14 protein-coding genes are annotated in these 17,641 nt (G+C 63.8%); 1 reads left to right on the top strand and 13 read right to left on the bottom strand.

All coding sequences use genetic code 11. From position 1 onward, the window contains the following. Positions 1–2: 2 nt before the first annotated feature. Together VGL01_RS12220 and VGL01_RS12225 are read right to left on the bottom strand one after the other, a co-directional pair. The gene (locus VGL01_RS12220) at positions 3–3,101 is read right to left on the bottom strand and encodes a sensor domain-containing protein (protein ID WP_331569588.1); all 3,099 of its coding nucleotides are present in this window, start codon (positions 3,099–3,101) and stop codon (positions 3–5) included. Positions 3,102–3,286: 185 nt separating this feature from the next. Continuing rightward, positions 3,287–3,775, bottom strand: a complete 489-nt coding sequence (locus VGL01_RS12225) for a nitrate reductase associated protein (RefSeq protein WP_331569590.1) — start codon at positions 3,773–3,775, stop codon at positions 3,287–3,289. A 147-nt stretch (positions 3,776–3,922) separates the two neighbouring features. On the opposite strand from VGL01_RS12225, the gene fdhD reads away from it, so the two are divergent. Continuing rightward, positions 3,923–4,741 (top strand): formate dehydrogenase accessory sulfurtransferase FdhD, encoded by an 819-nt coding sequence (gene fdhD / locus VGL01_RS12230; RefSeq protein ID WP_414720239.1) that lies wholly within the window; start codon positions 3,923–3,925, stop codon positions 4,739–4,741. A gap of 7 nt (positions 4,742–4,748) precedes the next feature. Here the strand turns inward: fdhD and VGL01_RS12235 are convergent, their stop codons facing one another. The 11 genes from VGL01_RS12235 to VGL01_RS12285 all read right to left on the bottom strand — a co-directional run bounded on the left by VGL01_RS12235 (position 4,749) and on the right by VGL01_RS12285 (position 17,636). Next, positions 4,749–5,513 (bottom strand): enoyl-CoA hydratase, encoded by a 765-nt coding sequence (locus VGL01_RS12235; protein WP_331569594.1) that lies wholly within the window; start codon positions 5,511–5,513, stop codon positions 4,749–4,751. A gap of 105 nt (positions 5,514–5,618) precedes the next feature. Further along, a complete protein-coding gene (locus tag VGL01_RS12240) occupies positions 5,619–6,818 on the bottom strand; it encodes an acetyl-CoA C-acyltransferase (RefSeq protein WP_331569597.1) in 1,200 nt (399 codons plus the stop codon). A 25-nt stretch (positions 6,819–6,843) separates the two neighbouring features. Next, positions 6,844–9,282 carry a 3-hydroxyacyl-CoA dehydrogenase/enoyl-CoA hydratase family protein gene (locus VGL01_RS12245; RefSeq protein ID WP_331569598.1) on the bottom strand — a complete coding sequence of 813 codons (2,439 nt, stop codon included), beginning with the start codon at positions 9,280–9,282 and terminating at the stop codon, positions 6,844–6,846. A gap of 126 nt (positions 9,283–9,408) precedes the next feature. After that, complete coding sequence (locus VGL01_RS12250) at positions 9,409–11,196, bottom strand: acyl-CoA dehydrogenase C-terminal domain-containing protein (RefSeq protein WP_331569600.1); 1,788 nt, start codon at positions 11,194–11,196, stop codon at positions 9,409–9,411. Between the two features lie 72 nt (positions 11,197–11,268). Next, positions 11,269–11,874, bottom strand: a complete 606-nt coding sequence (locus VGL01_RS12255) for a TetR/AcrR family transcriptional regulator (RefSeq protein WP_331569602.1) — start codon at positions 11,872–11,874, stop codon at positions 11,269–11,271. Positions 11,875–12,053: 179 nt separating this feature from the next. Then, the gene (gene clsB, locus VGL01_RS12260; protein WP_331569604.1) at positions 12,054–13,301 is read right to left on the bottom strand and encodes a cardiolipin synthase ClsB; all 1,248 of its coding nucleotides are present in this window, start codon (positions 13,299–13,301) and stop codon (positions 12,054–12,056) included. Continuing rightward, positions 13,298–13,774 carry a dihydroneopterin triphosphate diphosphatase gene (gene nudB / locus VGL01_RS12265; protein WP_331569606.1) on the bottom strand — a complete coding sequence of 159 codons (477 nt, stop codon included), beginning with the start codon at positions 13,772–13,774 and terminating at the stop codon, positions 13,298–13,300. The genes clsB and nudB overlap by 4 nt, the downstream gene beginning before the upstream one ends. Before the next feature lie 69 nt (positions 13,775–13,843). Beyond that, positions 13,844–15,646: an aspartate--tRNA ligase gene (aspS, locus tag VGL01_RS12270; RefSeq protein ID WP_331569608.1), complete on the bottom strand. Its 1,803-nt coding sequence runs from the start codon at positions 15,644–15,646 to the stop codon at positions 13,844–13,846. 58 nt (positions 15,647–15,704) lie between these two features. Continuing rightward, entirely contained in the window at positions 15,705–16,355 is a 651-nt protein-coding gene (locus tag VGL01_RS12275) for a DUF502 domain-containing protein (RefSeq protein ID WP_331569609.1), read from the bottom strand. 130 nt (positions 16,356–16,485) lie between these two features. Next, complete coding sequence (locus VGL01_RS12280; RefSeq protein WP_331569611.1) at positions 16,486–16,860, bottom strand: FmdB family zinc ribbon protein; 375 nt, start codon at positions 16,858–16,860, stop codon at positions 16,486–16,488. A gap of 155 nt (positions 16,861–17,015) precedes the next feature. Continuing rightward, entirely contained in the window at positions 17,016–17,636 is a 621-nt protein-coding gene (locus VGL01_RS12285) for a methyltransferase domain-containing protein (protein WP_331569613.1), read from the bottom strand. Positions 17,637–17,641 lie beyond the last annotated feature (5 nt).

A 17,641-nucleotide genomic window follows, 5' to 3' on the forward strand; every position in this document is an offset into this window, starting at 1 on the left:
GCTCAGATTACCGCGGCGCCCGAGCGCTCCGCTTGCAGCAGATGCGAAATCGCGTCGTGCGGCATCGGGCGCGCAAAGAAATACCCCTGCATCTCGTGGCACGCGCGCTCTTTCAGGAAGTCGAGTTGCGCGGCCGTCTCGACGCCCTCGGCGATCACCTGCAGATCGAGCGAATGGGCGAGCGCGATGATCGCGGAGGTGATGGTCTCGTCGTCGCTCGACGCGCCGATGTCCGATACGAACGAGCGGTCGATCTTCAAGCGATCGACGGGAAAGCGCTTCAAGTAGCTGAGGCTCGAATAGCCCGTGCCGAAATCGTCGATCGCGAGCCCGATGCCGAGCGCGTGCAGCTCATTGAGCATCACGACGGCCTCCTCGGCGTTTCGCATGATCGCGCTTTCGGTCAACTCGAGCTCGAGGTACTGAGGCTCGAGGCCAGTCTCCTCGAGAACCGACATGACGAGCCGCGCGATGTCGCGCTGCTGGAACTGCCGGGCCGAAAGATTCACCGAGACGCGCGCAGGCGGCAGCCCGTCGTCCTGCCAGGCCTTGTTCTGCCGGCACGCCTCGCGCAGCACCCACTCCGAAAGCGGGCCGATGAGCCCGCTCTCCTCCGCCACGGGAATGAAGGCGGAAGGCGGCACGAGCCCGACTTCGGGGTCCAGCCAGCGCACGAGCGCTTCCATGCCGACGATGCGGCCTGTTTCGATATCGACCTGCGGCTGGTAATGCAGCAGAAACTCGCCGTCGCGCAACGCGCGGCGAAGCCGTCTTTCGAGGTTCAGCCGGGCGCCGACGCTCGTGTTCATTTCGGGCTGATAGAACTGGAACGTATTGCGGCCCATGTCCTTTGCGCGATACATGGCGAGGTCGGCCTTTTTCAGCAAGGTTTCCACATCCTCGCCGTCCTGCGGGTAAAGGCTCGCCCCCATGCTGCATCCGACAAAGAGCTCCGTGCCGTCCAGCATGACGGGCTCGGAGATCGTCGCGCGCACGCGCTCCATCCAATGGATCAGCGCATCTTTTTCGACGAGGTCGGCCAATACGATCACGAACTCGTCCCCACCATGACGTGCGACGGTATCGCCCGGGCGCGCGCTGCGCGCGAGCCGCTCGGCGACGACGGCGAGCAGGCGGTCGCCGACGCTGTGGCCCAGGCTGTCATTGACGTTCTTGAAGCCGTCGAGATCGATGAAGACGACAGCGAGGCTCAAGCCTCGGGCGATCGATTGCTGCAGACGTTCGCGCAACAGATTGCGATTGGGCAGCCTCGTCAGGCTGTCGTAGTTCGCCTGATACTCGAGCTGCTCCTGGTAGCGGATCAACTCGGTCACATCGTTGATGACGCCGATATGGTGGGTCGTCTTGCCGTCGGGATCCGGCACCGGCGCGATGAACAGCTGATTCCAGAACAGCGCGCCATCCTTGCGATAGTTGCGCAGCACAGCGCTCACCTCGCGATTTGCCGCCAGGGCTTCGCGTATTTCGGCGAGACCTTCCTGGTCGCGGTCGTTGCGTTGGAGAAAACGGCAATCCTGGCCGACCACCTCGGCAGGATCGTAGCCCGTGATCCGCTTGAACGCGGGGTTCACGTATTCGATCAAGTGCCCGCGTTCGGCCGCGCCCGTGATCAAGATCGCATTGACGCTCGCGTCGAGCGCCCGGCTTTGCAATCGCAGCGCGAGATCGGAGCGCTTGCGATCGGTGACATCCGTATAGGAGCCCAGTACGCCGATGACCTTGCCATCGCCGTTCGTCAGCGGAATCTTGCTCGTGATACCGGCGCGGTGCGCGCCGTCGATCATCACTTCGAACTCGGCGTTCATTTTCGGCACGCCGGTTTCCATCACCTCGAGGTCGGAGCGCTGGAGCGCCTCGGCCATGTTCTTCCACGGCAAGTCGTAATCGGTCTTGCCGACGACCTGCTCCGTATAGGCGAGCCCCGCGTCCCGGGCGAAGGCCATGTTGCAGCCGAGATAGCGCGATTCGCGGTCCTTCCAGAAAATGCGCTGAGGAATATTGTCGATGATGCTTTCGAGCATCTGATTGGAACGCTGCGCCTCCGCTTCGGCCTGAATCTGCTCGGTCACGTCATCGGCCAACACGAACATTGCGGAGCGGCCCATGAAGCTCAGCGCATGATTCGAAATATCGGCCGACAGCTGCGAGCCGTTGCGACGCTGATGGTGCCAGACACCCGCCATGACGCGGCCACGCCTCGGCAACGTGGCGCTGCGGTCGAGATACGTCTCTAGGCGGGGCAGTTCGTCGGAAGGATGGATATCCCGGATCGTCATCGAAAGCAGCTCGCTCTCGGTATAGCCGTACTGCTCGAGCGCCGCGGCGTTCACCGCCAAAAACCGCAGCGTTTCCCGGTCGTAAATCCACATCGGCACCGGGTGCGCGTCGAAGAGCTCGCGAAACCGCTCGTCGCTGCGCCGCATGGCCCGGGCAACGCGCAGCTTCGCGCGTGCGGCGCTTTCACGCGCGCCGAACATGTAGATGAGCAGGCCGCAGCCGAGGACCATCGTGAGGACGACGAGCAATGTCGCAAGACGAGCCGAGCGCGTCGATTCGGCAAGCGATGCCTCGAGCGCCTCGTCCTCGCGAATCCGCAGCGTGGCGAGCGCATCGTCCACCTGATCGAATCTGGCCCCCAGCCGGGCGTACGCCGATGTCGCCCACCCATGCGCTTCGGAATCGTCATCGGCCGCCGCGCGTTCCAGAGCGGCAAGCGTTCCCGCTTCGGCGGCGTCGCCAGCTGCGAAAAGCGTCTCGAGCGCGGTGCTCATCGCCGGTTCGTCGGCCAGTTCGGCTACAAGCCGCCCCTTGATGTCGACAAGGCGGGCTTCCTGGGCGGCGCCGAGCGTCGGCGACACGGCCGAGCCGGAGATTTCGAACCGTCCAAGCGCGGCCAGGCCCGCCCCAAGCGTCATGCGGTACGCGTCGAGATCGCGTTTGACGCTCATCGAGCGCAGCGTACGCTCGTTCGTCGCACGCTCGCTGCGAATTTGGGTATAGGCGACGAACGCATTCGCGCCCACCGCGGCAGCCACGACTACCAGGTTGATCAGCAGCCGCTTCGATAAAAAGGAAGTCATGGATTCGGAACGCCGTTCGGACGGGGGCTGAGCATGCCTCGATCGCCGACGGCGCCGGGCTCGCCAACCTATAGGGTGGCACCGCGAGTGAATCGAATTTTTGACGTGCCAACCTATCGATAACGGCAGCGATCGCGAAAACTTGAGGGGCGCGCGCAAAAAACGGCCCCAGAGGAGGTCCGGCGCTACGGTCGGGCGAGGTCCGCGAGCCCGAACTCGCGCATCGCAGGCACGAAATCGTGATTGCCCTCGGGTTTGCGCGAAAGCTTCGTCAGGACATACCGCTTGAATGGATCGAGCCCGGCCCAGCGCTGCGCCTCGACAGGCTCGAGTCCGGCAATCCGGCACTGATTTTGCACGCCGTCGGGCACGACCGACGTCTCGCGCCACGCCGGGTTCGGCTCCGGCGCGAACCAATCGGGCTCGACGTTGGCGTGAGTACGCATCATTTCGAACAGCGCATGGTCGAAGTTCGGCTCGATGGCCGTGTCCTCGTCGACGGGAAACCGCGCCAGCAATACGCGATCGGCATGGGGCAGGCACTGCCACTGGGCGAGGGAAATACGCAGTCCGAAGCGATCCAGATTGAAGCGGACCGACATCGGCATGAATTTGAGGTTTTCCGACGATACGGCTTCGAAATCGAACATCAGCGGCGATTCGTGCAATCCCATGACCGAGTCCTCGTGTTTCGAGGCGGCAATGCCTCGTCCGGCAGGCCGAGCTGGCTTCGGGTATTTTAGAACCTTATTCGACCGGCAACGGCGCAACGCACCGTCCGGTCACCTGGAACATGCCGAGGAGCGACCTTGAACGACCCACTGGACTACGCCGAGCAAGCCGGCGCCATCGAACAACCGGTGCGCCGGCACCGAGCGGGCGCGGTCGAGTCCGTGACCGACCGCATCGGCCAGGAATGGCCCGTCGCCCTCGTATTCAATGGGATTTCGCATGCGGTGATGATGTGCACCCCGCGCGATCTGGAGGCGTTCGCCGTCGGGTTTTCGATTTCCGAGGGCATCGTCGAGCGCGGTAGCGATATCCATGACATCGAGGTTGCCATCCATGCCGACGCGGCACCCATTCCCTACGCCGAGGTGGCGCTGACGGTCGTTCAGCAGGCATTCGTCGCGCTCAAGGACCGCCGCCGCGCGCTGGCGGGCCGTACGGGCTGCGGCGTCTGCGGCATCGAAAGCATCGACTTGCTCGACCTCACCCCCGAACGAGTACCCGAGCATGGTTTTCTCGCGCGGCTGGCTCCCGATGCGATCGCGCGCGCGGCGCGCGAGCTGCCCGAGCATCAAGTCCTGACGAGGCTCACGGGCGGCTTGCACGCCGCCGCCTGGTGCGACAGCGAGGGATCGATCGTCGCGGCGTTCGAGGACGTGGGACGCCACAACGCGTTGGACAAGCTGATCGGCCATCTCATACTGCAGCGCGCCGATACGACGGACGGGTTCGTCTTCCTGTCGAGCCGCGCGAGCTATGAGCTCGTACGAAAAGCGGCACGTGTCGGCATCCCGATGGTCGCGACGATCTCGGCACCTTCGTCGCTGGCGGTTTCGATCGCCCGGCAAGCCGGAATTCGCCTGCTCAGTTTCTGCCGCGAAGCGGGCTACGTGGACTACACGACGGCCTAGGACCTGTTCAATCGAACTGCCTGAAATCGGGTCTGCGCTTTTGGAAAAACGCGGTCATCGCCTCGCGCGCCTCCGGCGAAAGCAGCATCTTGCCGAAGTGGACGACTTCGTCGTTCATGCGCTCGGCGACTTCATGCGTGTGCGCGCGCTTCATCAGCATCTTCGTGACGCGCAGCGACGAAGCGGGCAACGAAGCCAGCTTCGTCGCCTGCCCGAACGCAAAGGCTTCGAGTTCGGCAGCCGGTAGCAACCGATTCACGATCCCCATTCTGTGCGCTTCGTCGGCGTCGAACGGCTCACCGAGCAACAGCTTCTCGGCCGCGAGCTGATGGCCGCAAAGACGCGGCAGCAGCAAGCTCGAGGCGGCCTCAGGGCACAGCCCCAGTTGCGCAAACGGCAGCGAAAAAACCGCCGATTCAGCGGCGTAGACGATATCGCAGTGAAGCAGCAGCGTCGTGCCGATGCCGATCGCGACGCCCGCGACCGACGCGACCACCGGCTTGTCGACCGTGCTGATGCTCCGCAGGAACTGCAGGACCGGCGCATCGGCATCCGTCGGCGGCGATTTCATGAAGTCTTCGAGGTCGTTGCCCGCGCTGAACGCTGCCGCGCCGCCGCGAATCAGAATCGCACGCACGCTGGCGTCGTCATGCGCCTGCGCAAGCGCGTCGGTCATCGCACGATACATCGAGGACGTAATCGCGTTTTTCTTCTCCGGCCGGTTGAACGTTATCGTCATGACGCCTTCGGCGCGCTCGACCAGAATATCCATTGCCTGCGTCTCCTCGAAGATTGTTACCGGACAAACAGTTCGCGGGCGGGCGGCGAGCACCCGGTCGTCAGCCCGCGAACTCCGTATACGGCCAGGTGCCGGCCCTCAAAGCCGCTCGATGATGCCCGCAGCGCCCATACCCGTGCCGACGCACATCGTCACCATGCCGTACTTCAGATTGCGCCGACGCAGACCATGGACGACCGTGGCCGCGCGGATCGCGCCCGTCGCACCGAGCGGATGGCCAAGCGCAATCGCACCGCCCAACGGATTGATCTTGGCCGGATCGAGGCCCAATTCACGAATCACCGCCAGCGATTGCGCGGCGAATGCTTCATTGAGTTCGATCCAGTCCAGATCGTCCTGCTTCAACCCCGCAGCCTTCAGCGCCGCCGGAATCGCCTCTTTCGGGCCGATGCCCATGACTTCGGGCGGCACGCCGCGCACGGCGAAGCTCACGAAGCGAGCGAGCGGCGTCAGCCCGAACTGCTTGAGAATCTTTTCGGAGACGACGATCAGCGCACCCGCACCGTCGGACGTTTGCGAGCTGTTGCCCGCCGTGACCGAGCCCTTGTTGGCGAACACCGCACGCAGCTTCGCCAGTCCTTCGAGCGACGTATCGGGACGCGGCCCCTCGTCGAGCGCGATCTCGCGCGTTTTGGTCCTGACCTCGCCGCTCGCGAGATCGGGCACGCGCTCGACGATTTGAAACGGTGCGATCTCATCGCGGAACTCGCCCGCCTGCTGTCCCGCGATCGCCTTGCGGTGCGATTCGAGAGAAAACTTGTCCTGATCCTCGCGGCTCACCTTCCACCGTTCGGCGACGCGCTCGGCGGTAAGCCCCATGCCGTAGGCGATGCCGATATTTTCGTCGCGATCGAAAATGTGCGGCGACATCGACGGCGTGTTGCCCATCATCGGCACCATGCTCATCGATTCGCAACCGCCCGCGATCATCGCATCGGCCTCGCCGACGCGAATGCGATCGGCAGCCATGGCCAGCGCCGTCACGCCCGATGCGCAAAACCGGTTGACGGTCACGCCGCCGACCGATTGCGGCAAGCCCGCCAGCAGCGCACCGATCCGCGCGACGTTGAGCCCTTGCTCCGCTTCGGGGATCGCGCAGCCGACGATCGCATCCTCGATCACTTTCGTATCGAGCCCCGGTACCTGCGCCACGGCCGCCTTGATCGCATGGACGAGCAGCTCGTCGGGCCGCGTGTTCCGGAATGCGCCGCGCGGCGCCTTGCCGATCGGCGTACGGCTCGCCGCGACGATATATGCGTCTTGCAACTGTTTGCTCATTTGCAGCTCCTGAATGCGACTCTCGTTAATTGCGCACCGGCTTGCCGGTCTGCAGCATGCCCATGATCCGCTCCTGCGTCTTTTGCGTGCCGAGCAATTCGACGAAAGCGCGCCGCTCGAGCGTCAGCAGCCATTCCTCGTCGACGAGACTGCCGGCTTCCACGTCGCCACCGCAGATCACCTCGGCAATACGCGAAGCGATCAGGAAATCGTGAGCGCTGATGAAGTTGCCGTCGCGCATATTGACCAGTTGAGCCTTGATCGTCGAGATCGCGGAGCGGCCCGCCACCGGAATCTGCGTGGCACGCAACGGCGGACGGTAGCCTGCCGCCGCCAGCGCGCGCGCCTCCTTCTTCGCGGTATCGAGCAGCTCGAACACGTTGAAGACGATCGTGTCGGACGGCTTGAGATACCCCATTGCACGCGCCTCGAGCGCCGAGCCGGAGACTTTGGCCATCGCCGCGTTCTCGAACGATTTGCCGATGAACTTCAACAGTTCGCCCGTCGGCGCGCCGATCGCCGCGGCCGCGTCGGCGGCCCGCAATGCCGCTTCCTTGAGCCCGCCCCCGGCCGGCACGAGCCCGACACCCACTTCGACGAGGCCGATGTAGCTTTCGATGTGCGCGACGCGCTTCGCACTGTGCAGAACCAGCTCGCAACCGCCACCGAGCGCGATGCCCGAGACCGCCGCGACGACGGGGACGTTCGCATACTTGATCCGCAACATCCCCTGCTGGAATTTCTTTACGAACGGCTCGATGCCCTTGGCGCCGCCCATCATGAAAGCGGGCATGGCCTCCTCGAGATTGGCACCGGCTGAAAACGGACCGCCCGGCGTCCCGAGCTTGAGCGAGGTCGGCTGCCAGACGACCACGGCCTTGTACGCCTTCTCGGCGAGCTCGATCGCCTGCACGATCCCGTCGATCACGCTCGGGCCGATCGTGTTCATCTTGCTCTTGAACGACACGATGACGACGTCGTCTTCACCTGCGCGCGGATCGACCCAGGCGCGCACCGCATCGGTTTCGAAAAGCGTCTTGCCGTAGGTCTTCGGATCGATCCCGGTTTCGCCGACGAGCGGTGCGCGGAACACCTGCTTGTCGTAGACGGGAAGCGCCGGGCGCGGCACGAACTTGCCCGCGGCGGGCGACCACGAGCCCTCGTTCGTATGCACGCCACCGCTTTCGGCCACCGCACCTTCGAACACCCACGACGGCAGCGGCGCCTTCGAAAGCGCCTTGCCCGCGCTGACGTCTTCCTGCACCCATTCGGCGACCTGCTTCCAGCCGGCCGCCTGCCAACCTTCGAAAGGTCCATCGTTCCAGCCGAAGCCCCAACGGATCGCCAGATCGACGTCACGCGCGTTATCGGCGATCGACTCGAGATGCACGGCGATGTAGTGGAATACGTCGCGGAAAATCGCCCAGAGGAACTGGGCCTGCGGGTGCTCCGATTCGCGCAGCAGCTTCAACCGCTCCGCGGCCGGGCGTTTGAGAATGCGGCCGACGAGCTCGTCCGCCTTGGCGCCGCCTTCGATATAGGTACCCGATTTCGGGTCGAGCACCTTGATGGTCTTGCCTTCCTTCCTGTAAAAGCCGGCCCCGGTCTTCTGGCCGAGCGCGCCCTGCTTCACGAGTTCCGCCAGTACGGCCGGCGTTTCATACACGGGCGCAAACGGATCGTCGGCGAGATTGTCCTGCATCGTCTTGATGACATGGGCCATCGTGTCCAGGCCGACGACATCGGCGGTACGGAACGTCGCCGATTTGGCGCGGCCGAGCCGCGCGCCGGTCAGATCGTCGACCTCGTCGAAGCGCAGACCGAACTTCTGCGCTTCCGCGATCACGGCCAGGATCGAGAACACGCCGACGCGATTGGCGATGAAGTTCGGCGTATCCTTGGCCCGCACGACGCCCTTGCCGACGACGCTCGTCAAGAACGTCTCGAGATCGTCGAGAATCTGCGCACGTGTATGCGGCGTCGGAATCAGCTCGACGAGATGCATGTAGCGCGGCGGATTGAAGAAATGCACGCCGCAAAAGCGCGCTTTGAGTTCGTCGGAGAATCCGTCCGACAGCTTGCCGATCGACAGCCCCGAAGTATTCGTGGCGAAAATCGCATGCGGCGCGAGATGCGGCGAGACCTTCTTGTAGAGGTCATGCTTCCAGTCCATGCGCTCGGCGATGGCTTCGATGACGAGATCGCACTCGCCCAGCCGGGCGATGTCGTCTTCATAATTGGCCGGCTCGAGAAAGCGCGCGTCGTCCTTGACGCCGAACGGCGCGGGCGAGAGCTTCTTGAGATTCTCGATCGCTTTCAGGGCGATCCCGTTTTTGGGGCCTTCCTTGGCCGGCAGATCGAAGAGCAGCACCGGAACTTTGGCGTTGATCAGATGCGCCGCGATCTGCGCACCCATCACGCCGGCACCGAGCACGGCCACCTTGCGAATGATCAGGTTGCTCACGTCAATTCTCCCTCGGAGTCATGCGGTTTGCCGGCCCCCGCGTGGGCGCACCGGGCGCACCCTGCGGCAGCCGGCCGATATGAAACGGACGCGTCGAACGAAGACGTCGGCGAATCCCGTCATCGTTCAAAAAAGCGCCTCGTCGATGTCCATCAATGGCTTTGCACCGGCACGCGCCATACGAATCGTGGCGGCCGTCTCGGGCAGGAGTTTGGCGAAGTAAAAACGCGCGGTGGCAAGTTTCGACTTATAGAACGGATCGCCCGACGCCTCTTTGTCGAGCGCGATGCGCGCCATGCGGGCCCAGAAATACGAAAACACGAGGTGCCCCACGGTGCGCAGATAGGGCACGGCCGCCGCCCCGACCTCGTCCGGGTTCTGCATGGCCTTCATGCCGATTTCCATCGTCAGCTTCTGCACCTTCTCGCCGATGTCGGCCAGCGGATTGACGAACTCCTGCATCTCGGGTTTCACGCCTTGCTCTTCGACGAAATCCGACACGAGCTTGCCGAATTTCTTGAGTTTCGCGCCCATGTCGCCGAGCACCTTGCGGCCCAGCAGATCGAGTGCTTGCACGGCGTTCGTGCCTTCGTAGATCATGTTGATGCGCGCGTCGCGCACGTACTGCTCCATTCCCCATTCGGAAATGAAGCCATGACCGCCGAAGACCTGCATGGCGTGATTCGTGCACTCGAATGCGTTGTCGGTCAGGAACGCCTTGATGATCGGCGTCAGCAGAGCGACGAGATCGGCCGCTTCCTTGCGCACCGATTCGTCGGCATGGGAGAGTTCCTTGTCGATCTGCAGTGCCGACCAGTACGTGAATGCACGCCCGCCCTCGGCATAGGCCTTTTGCGTCAGCAGCAGGCGGCGAACGTCCGGATGCACGATGATCGGGTCCGCCGGCTTGTCCGGTGCTTTGGGCCCGGTCAGCGAGCGCATCTGCAAGCGCTCCTTCGCATAGGCGAGCGAGTTCTGGTACGCGACTTCCGTGAGGCCGAGCCCTTGCATGCCGACGCCGAGCCGCGCCGCGTTCATCATGACGAACATGGCCTGCAGCCCGCGGTTCGGCTCGCCCACGAGCCAACCCTTCGCGTTGTCGAGATTCATGACGCAGGTGGCGTTGCCGTGGATGCCCATCTTGTGCTCAATCGAGCCGCACTTGACGCCATTGCGCTCGCCGATCTCGCCGCTCGCGTTCGGCACGAATTTCGGCACGATGAAAAGCGAAATGCCCTTCGTTCCCGGAGGCGCGTCGGGCAGCCGGGCAAGCACGAGGTGCACGATGTTTTCGGCGAGATCGTGCTCGCCGCTCGAAATGAAGATCTTGGTGCCGGTGATCGAGTAGGAGCCGTCGAGCGCAGGCTCGGCTTTCGTGCGCAGAATGCCGAGGTCCGTACCGCAATGGGGCTCGGTCAGGCACATCGTGCCCGTCCAGGTGCCGGCCACCAGCCTCGGCAGATAGACGCGCTGCTGCTCCGGCGTGCCGTGCTCCCGCAAACATTCGTAGGCGCCATGAGAGAGCCCCGGATACATCGTCCAGGCCTGATTGGCCGAGTTGGCCATTTCATACAGCGCGTTATTGACGAATGCGGGCAGGCCCTGGCCGCCGTATTCAGGGTCGCAGCCGAGCGCGGGCCAACCTGCCGCGACGTATTGCGCGTAGGCCTCCTTGAAACCCTTCGGCGTCGTGACGACACCGTCGCCGTGATAGACGCAGCCTTCGCGGTCGCCGGTCTGGTTCAGCGGGAAGAGCACCTCCGAGCAGAATTTGCCGGCCTCCTCGAGCACCTGGTTGATCGTATCGGCATCCAGATCGGCATGTTTCGGCATGCCTTTCAGTTCGGCTTCGACATCGAGCAGCTCGTGCATGACGAACTGCATGTCCCGCAACGGCGCGGCGTACTGACCCATGACTCCCCTCCCAAGATATGCAGCGACCAGCTCGGCCGTCGCGCGGGCGGGTATCGATGGCCCGCGCGCCCGCTAACGGCTTTCGCTCTGACTTTGATACAAGACGATCGTCTTTTCCAACGCGGCCCACGTCAGTCGCACCGCATCCGGCAGGTGCAGAAAGCGTGCATCATGATGCAGACCGAGCGTGAAGCTATACAGTTCGAAAAGCATCAGATTCGGATCGGTATCCGGACGCAAATGCCCCTCCGCCAACGCCTGCGAAATCGCGCGCAGCAATGCCGCACGCCAGGTCGACACACTCGCGACGAGCTCTTCGCGGACCGGATTGTCGCCGCGATCGTCGTACTCGACCGCGCCGCTGATATAGATGCATCCCGTCGTCACTTCCTGGATGCGCTTCTCGATCCAGCGGCTCAGCATTGCACGCAAACGCGGCAACCCGCGCGGCTCGCGCAGGCTCGGGAAGAACACTTCTTCCTCGAAGCGGCGGTGGTACTCGCGCACCACTTCCACCTGCAAATCCTCGCGCGAGCCAAAGTGCGCGAACACGCCGCTCTTGCTCATCTGCATACGCTCGGCCAAAAGCCCGATCGTCAGACCCTCGAGCCCATCGCGGCTCGCCAGGTCAAGCGCAGCATCGAGAATCGCGGCGCGCGTCTGTTCACCTTTTCGCATGGCCAAATACCGTTCTTATAGGATTCCATCCAAAAACGAACGGCCGTACTATTATTGAGCGCAGCCGTCGTCGAAACAAGGACTTTATTAGAAAACCCGATCTAACCGGGCACAGTTTCGATGATCGGAGTATTGCCGCATTCGCCGGTATCGGGATAGAGGGCTTTCGCGGATTGCCCTCAGTCGTAGCCGCCGATCGTGAGCAGTTTCATCGCCATTCGGTAGACCACATAGGCCACCCGGTTCACGACCCGCTCGTACCAGGGGCGGGCCGCATAGCGGACGGCGTCGATCGGTCTCCCGTCGTCGAAGGCGGCGAGAATCGCGCGGCGCAAAAGACCGATTTCGTCGTGCTCGACGAGCACGACATTCGCTTCATTGTTGAGCACCAGGCTGAGCGCATCGAGATTGGACGAACCGATCGTCGCCCAGCTCGAATCGATGACCGCCACCTTGGCATGCAGCATCGTCTTTTCATACTCCCCGATACGCACGCCCGCCATCAACAATGTTCGATAGAGGTAGCGCACGGCATGATCGAGTACGACGAATTCCTTTCTGCCGACGAGCAGGCGCACATCCACGCCGCGCCTTGCCGCGCGCACGAGCGCGCGACGCATTCGGCGTCCCGGCATGAAGTAGGGGTTGGCGACGAGGATTTCGCGGCGCGCGCGGCCGATCGCCACGAGGTAGGCCTTTTCGATCGCGCGGCGGTTCACGAGATTGTCGCGCGCGATGAATGCGACAGCTGGCTCGCCGGCCGTCAAAGGCGCGGCGCGCCGCGCACGCACGCCGGGGGCTGACGAAATACCCCGCATGCCCGCGCGCAGCGCGTCGAGCGGATTCGGCCGATGGCCGATCTCCAGACGGCGCCATTGGATGTCGAACGCCGCTCGTACCTGCGCAACGACGGGCCCGTTCAATTCCACGGCAAAATCCCAACGCGGGAACGGCAGGCGCAAAGCGCCGGCATCGTAATCGTCGACGATATTGATGCCGCCGCAAAACGCGGCGATTCCGTCGACGAAAGCGATCTTCCGATGCGTGCGCGAAAAGCCGAACCGGCCGAACAGGTGCGGATTGTAGATGCGGTGTTCGACGCCGGCTTCACGCCACGCGTCGAAGAGCGGAAGCCGGCCCGTGCCGATGCCGTCGGTGATCACGCGCACGCGCACGCCGCGCGCGGCCGCGCGCGTCAGCGCCTCCGATACCGGACGGCCGGCTGCATCGTCGCAATAGATATACGTTTCGAGCGCCACGTCGTGCTGCGCCGCGTCGATGCGGGCAATGAGCGCCGCAAAATAGGCATCGCCGGTGCCGAAAAGCCGCACGCGATTGCCGGGGGTGAAGGCAAGGCGGATCGAACGACGCCGCGATACCAGCGCCGCGCCGAAGCGCGCCAACCGGCGCGCGCCGTGACGGCTCATTCGCCGCGCGCTTGCAAGCGACGCGGCAACTGCAGGATCGCGTCGCGGTTGGACGACGAAAAGCACCGGGCCGCCGCTTGCTCGTAGGGCAGCCAGAGGTAAGCGGTGTGCTCGCGCGGTGCGAGCTTCACCTCGAGCCGCCGCGGCACTTCGAGCCCGAACCAGTGCTCCAGGTTGCGAGTGACGCCTTCGGCATAGCGATGGCGCCAGACCGGATAGATGTCGTACTCGATGTGCTGGCCCCAATCGACGAGCGCGCTCGCCGGCACGTCGGCACTGCCGATGGCGATGCCCGTTTCCTCCGCCACCTCGCGCATCGCGGTCTGCGCCAGCGGTTCGTCGAGGCTGTCCTTCGATCCGGTCACGGATTGCCAGAACCCAGGCCGGTCGGCGCGCTCGATGACGAGCACGTCGAGCTCCGGCGTGTAAATGACGACGAGAACGGACTCCGGGATCTTCGGCGGTTTTTGCATGGCTTTGACAAAAGGCGCCGAAGCGCCTTTTCCGATGATCCGCGCGGCACGCCGCGCGAGAGCAACAGCTTACGCCTTCGGCTGCTCGGGCTGGCGCAGTCGGATGTGCAGCTCGCGCAGTTGGCGCTCGTCGACGGGGCTCGGCGCTTGCGTCAGCAGACATTGCGCACGCTGCGTCTTCGGGAACGCAATGACATCGCGGATCGAATCGGCACCCGCCATCATCGTCACGATGCGGTCGAGCCCGAACGCAATCCCGCCATGCGGCGGCGCGCCGTACTGCAACGCGTCGAGCAGGAAGCCGAACTTCGCACGCGCCTCGTCCGGACCGATCTTCAGCGCGCGGAAGACCTTGCTTTGCACCTCTTCGCGATGGATCCGCACGGACCCGCCGCCGATCTCCCAGCCGTTGAGCACCATATCGTAAGCTTTGGCGAGGCAACGGCCCGGGTCCGTCTCGAGATACTCGAGGTGCTCATCCTTCGGGCTCGTGAACGGATGGTGAGCGGCGACGTGGCGCGCCTCTTCCTCGTCGTATTCGAACATCGGGAAATCGACGACCCACAGCGGCTTCCAGCCTTGCTCGACGAGGCCGTTCGCCTTGCCGAATTCCGAATGGCCGATCTTCAGACGCAATGCGCCGAGGCTGTCGTTGACCACCTTCGCGCGATCGGCGGCAAAGAAAACGATGTCGCCGTCCTGTGCGCCGGTGCGCTCGAGGATCGCCGCAATCGCCGCATCGTGCAGGTTCTTGACGATCGGGCTTTGCAGACCGTCGCGCCCCTTCGCGGCATCGTTGACCTTGATCCAGGCGAGGCCTTTCGCGCCGTAAATGCGCACGAACTCCGTATACCCGTCGATGTCGCCGCGCGAGAGCTCGCTGCCCTTGGGCACGCGCAGCGCCGCGACACGGCCGTCCTTCGTATTGGCAGGTGCGCTGAATACCTTGAACTCGACGTCCTTCATGGCATCGGTCAGCTCGGTGAACTCGAGCTTCACCCGCAGGTCGGGCTTGTCCGAACCGAAACGCGCCATCGCTTCGGCGTACTGCATGACCGGGAACGGATCGTCGAGCGTGACATCGATCGTTTCCTTGAACACGTGCCGGATCATCTTTTCGAAAAGATCGCGGATTTCCTGTTCCGAGAGGAACGACGTTTCGCAGTCGATCTGCGTGAATTCGGGCTGACGGTCGGCCCGCAGGTCCTCGTCGCGGAAGCACTTGACGATCTGATAGTAGCGATCGAAGTTCGCCACCATCAAAAGCTGCTTGAAAAGCTGGGGCGACTGCGGCAGCGCGAAGAACTGCCCGGCGTTCACACGCGACGGCACGAGGTAGTCGCGCGCGCCTTCGGGCGTGCTCTTCGTGAGCATCGGCGTTTCGATATCGATGAAGCCTTGCGCGTCGAGGTACTTGCGCACTTCGATCGCCACGCGGTAACGCAAACGCAGGTTGTGCTGCATTTGCGGACGGCGCAGATCGAGCACACGGTGCGTCAGGCGCGTGGTTTCCGAGAGATTGTCGTCGTCGAGCTGGAAGGGCGGCGTGACCGATGCGTTGAGCACGGTGAGCTCATGGCAGAGCACTTCGATCTTGCCGCTCTGCAGGCCCGCGTTGATCGTTCCCTCGGGGCGGTTGCGCACGACGCCGACAACGCGCACGCAGAACTCGTTGCGCACACCCTCGGCGGCTTTGAACATGTCGGCACGATCGGGATCGCAAACGACCTGGACCAGGCCTTCGCGGTCGCGCAGGTCGATGAAAATGACGCCGCCGTGGTCGCGCCGGCGATGCACCCACCCGCAGAGCGCAACGGTTTGACCCAGCAGGTGTTCGGTCACCAGACCGCAGTATTCAGATCTCATCGACATGGTGTTCGTCTATCGTTTGCATGATTGAGCGATGAACGCTACGCGTTTCGCCCGGTATTTAAAGAGGCGGTTCGACGGGCCGGCGCGCCACGGCGGCCGCGGGCGGCGCCGCGGGGGCGACCACACCCATCGAGACGATGTACTTGAGCGCCGCATCGACGCTCATATCGAGCTCGATGACTTCGCTTTTCGGCACCATCAGGAAAAAACCGGAGGTGGGGTTGGGCGTTGTCGGCACGTAGACGCTCACGTGCTCGGTGTTCAGGTGGTTGAGGACATCGCCGCCCGGCACACCCGTCAAAAAAGCGATCGTGTAAGAGCCGCGCCGCGGGTATTCGATCAGAAGCGCTTTTCGAAACGCATTGCCGCTGCTCGACAACAGCGTGTCCGAGACCTGTTTCACGCTCGTATACAGCGGGCCCACGATCGGGATGTGACGCACGATGGCGTCCCACCAGGTCACGAGCTTCTGACCGACGAAGTTCTGCGTGAACAGACCGACGATGAAGATGAACGCCAGCGTCAGCAGCGCGCCGATGCCCGGCAGATGGAAGCCGAAGAGCTTTTCGGGCTGCCACGAAGCCGGCAGCAAGAGCAGCGTCTGGTCCATCGTACCGATGATGAGCCCGAGCACCCATAGCGTGATCGCCAGGGGCACGAGAACCAACAGACCGGTCAGGAATACGGATTTGAACGTCGTGTTTTTCATGTATACCGTCAGAAAACCGCGGAAAAGGTTCGGCGCGGCGTCCGAAAGCGCATTCGAGGACGGCCAGCCTCGAGCGCGCCGGAAGCCGCCCGGCTGCCTGCCCGGTCACCGATCGGCGCGATGCAGCGGATCAGGCGTCCGTCGTGCTGGGGGCCGTCGTACCGGAGCCGCTCGAGCCGCCCGCGCCGCTCCCGCCCGTCGAAGCCGCGGACGTCGCGGAAGCCGACGAAGCGGTTCCCGTAGCGGTTCCAGAATCACCCGACGCCGTCTTCGATTCGCCGCTGTCTTTCTGGCCATTCGCCGCGGCACCGGCGCCCTTGGAGCCGCCACGGAAATCGGTGACGTACCAACCCGAGCCCTTCAATTGAAAGCCCGCGGCCGTCACTTGCTTCCGAAATGCCTCGCTCTTGCACTCCGGACACTGCGTGAGCGGTGCGTCGCTCATTTTCTGAAGCACGTCTTTTTCGAATCCGCACGATTCGCAGCGATAAGCGTAGATGGGCATGATTCTCTTCCCGGCAATTCCGACAAAACGGTTCGGTGCGTACAAAGCGTTGAATTATAACCGCAACCGGCCCCCGGTCTGATTTCAGGCAGCCGGGGGCCGGGCCGTTCCGAGATGGGGGCGTCGGCGCGAAATTCAAGGCCCCGGAAAGGGCCTCAGCGGCGGCGCCACGTGAGCCAGCGCTCGCGCCCGGTGAAGACGGGTAGGGAGTCGTCGACCGGCGCGTCTTCGACGAGCTCGAACGACGGTGCGAAGAGCGCCTCGAGTTGGGCACGCTCGACACCGAACGGCGGCCCCTTGGGTGTCGAGCCGAGGAAAAAGAAGCCGGCGAGCAAGCCGCCCGGCGCCAGCAGTTGCGCCATGCGTTGGACGTAATCGGCGCGGCGTGCCGGCGGCAGCGCGCAGAAAAACGCCCGCTCGTAGATCCACCCCGGCTCGAACGGCGGCATGTAGCTGAAAAAATCGGCCTGCTCGACCAGCGCGCCGAATTCTCCGAGCTGCGCACGGGCGGCCGCCACCGCATCGGCCGAAAAATCGATGGCGCGCACGGTCCAGCCGGCTCGAGCGAGCGCGAGTGCCTCATACGCGCTACCGCAACCCGGGATCAAGACGGGGCGCCGTTCGGTGCGCGCCATGAAAGCGAGAAACGCATGCTGCACCCCCGCCTGATCCCAGGGCGTGAAGCCCTTGCGAAAACGCTCGTCCCAGAAGTGGGCCGAGCCGGGATCGCGGGAATCGAAGGTCGGCTCGCTGCCGGGCTGCGTCGAATCGCTCATAGAGA

The organism is Trinickia sp. (assembly GCF_036503415.1).
Taxonomy (GTDB): domain Bacteria; phylum Pseudomonadota; class Gammaproteobacteria; order Burkholderiales; family Burkholderiaceae; genus Trinickia.

What these genes read in the sequence shown, in the direction of transcription:
- VGL01_RS12220 (WP_331569588.1), bottom strand. Translation starts at nt 3,101, where the DNA reads ATGACTTCCTTTTTATCGAAGCGGCTGCTGATCAACCTGGTAGTCGTG.
- VGL01_RS12225 (WP_331569590.1), bottom strand. Translation starts at nt 3,775, where the DNA reads ATGGGATTGCACGAATCGCCGCTGATGTTCGATTTCGAAGCCGTATCG.
- VGL01_RS12235 (WP_331569594.1), bottom strand. Translation starts at nt 5,513, where the DNA reads ATGGATATTCTGGTCGAGCGCGCCGAAGGCGTCATGACGATAACGTTC.
- VGL01_RS12240 (WP_331569597.1), bottom strand. Translation starts at nt 6,818, where the DNA reads ATGAGCAAACAGTTGCAAGACGCATATATCGTCGCGGCGAGCCGTACG.
- VGL01_RS12250 (WP_331569600.1), bottom strand. Translation starts at nt 11,196, where the DNA reads ATGGGTCAGTACGCCGCGCCGTTGCGGGACATGCAGTTCGTCATGCAC.
- VGL01_RS12255 (WP_331569602.1), bottom strand. Translation starts at nt 11,874, where the DNA reads ATGCGAAAAGGTGAACAGACGCGCGCCGCGATTCTCGATGCTGCGCTT.
- clsB (WP_331569604.1), bottom strand. Translation starts at nt 13,301, where the DNA reads ATGAGCCGTCACGGCGCGCGCCGGTTGGCGCGCTTCGGCGCGGCGCTG.
- nudB (WP_331569606.1), bottom strand. Translation starts at nt 13,774, where the DNA reads ATGCAAAAACCGCCGAAGATCCCGGAGTCCGTTCTCGTCGTCATTTAC.
- aspS (WP_331569608.1), bottom strand. Translation starts at nt 15,646, where the DNA reads ATGTCGATGAGATCTGAATACTGCGGTCTGGTGACCGAACACCTGCTG.
- VGL01_RS12275 (WP_331569609.1), bottom strand. Translation starts at nt 16,355, where the DNA reads ATGAAAAACACGACGTTCAAATCCGTATTCCTGACCGGTCTGTTGGTT.
- VGL01_RS12280 (WP_331569611.1), bottom strand. Translation starts at nt 16,860, where the DNA reads ATGCCCATCTACGCTTATCGCTGCGAATCGTGCGGATTCGAAAAAGAC.
- VGL01_RS12285 (WP_331569613.1), bottom strand. Translation starts at nt 17,636, where the DNA reads ATGAGCGATTCGACGCAGCCCGGCAGCGAGCCGACCTTCGATTCCCGC.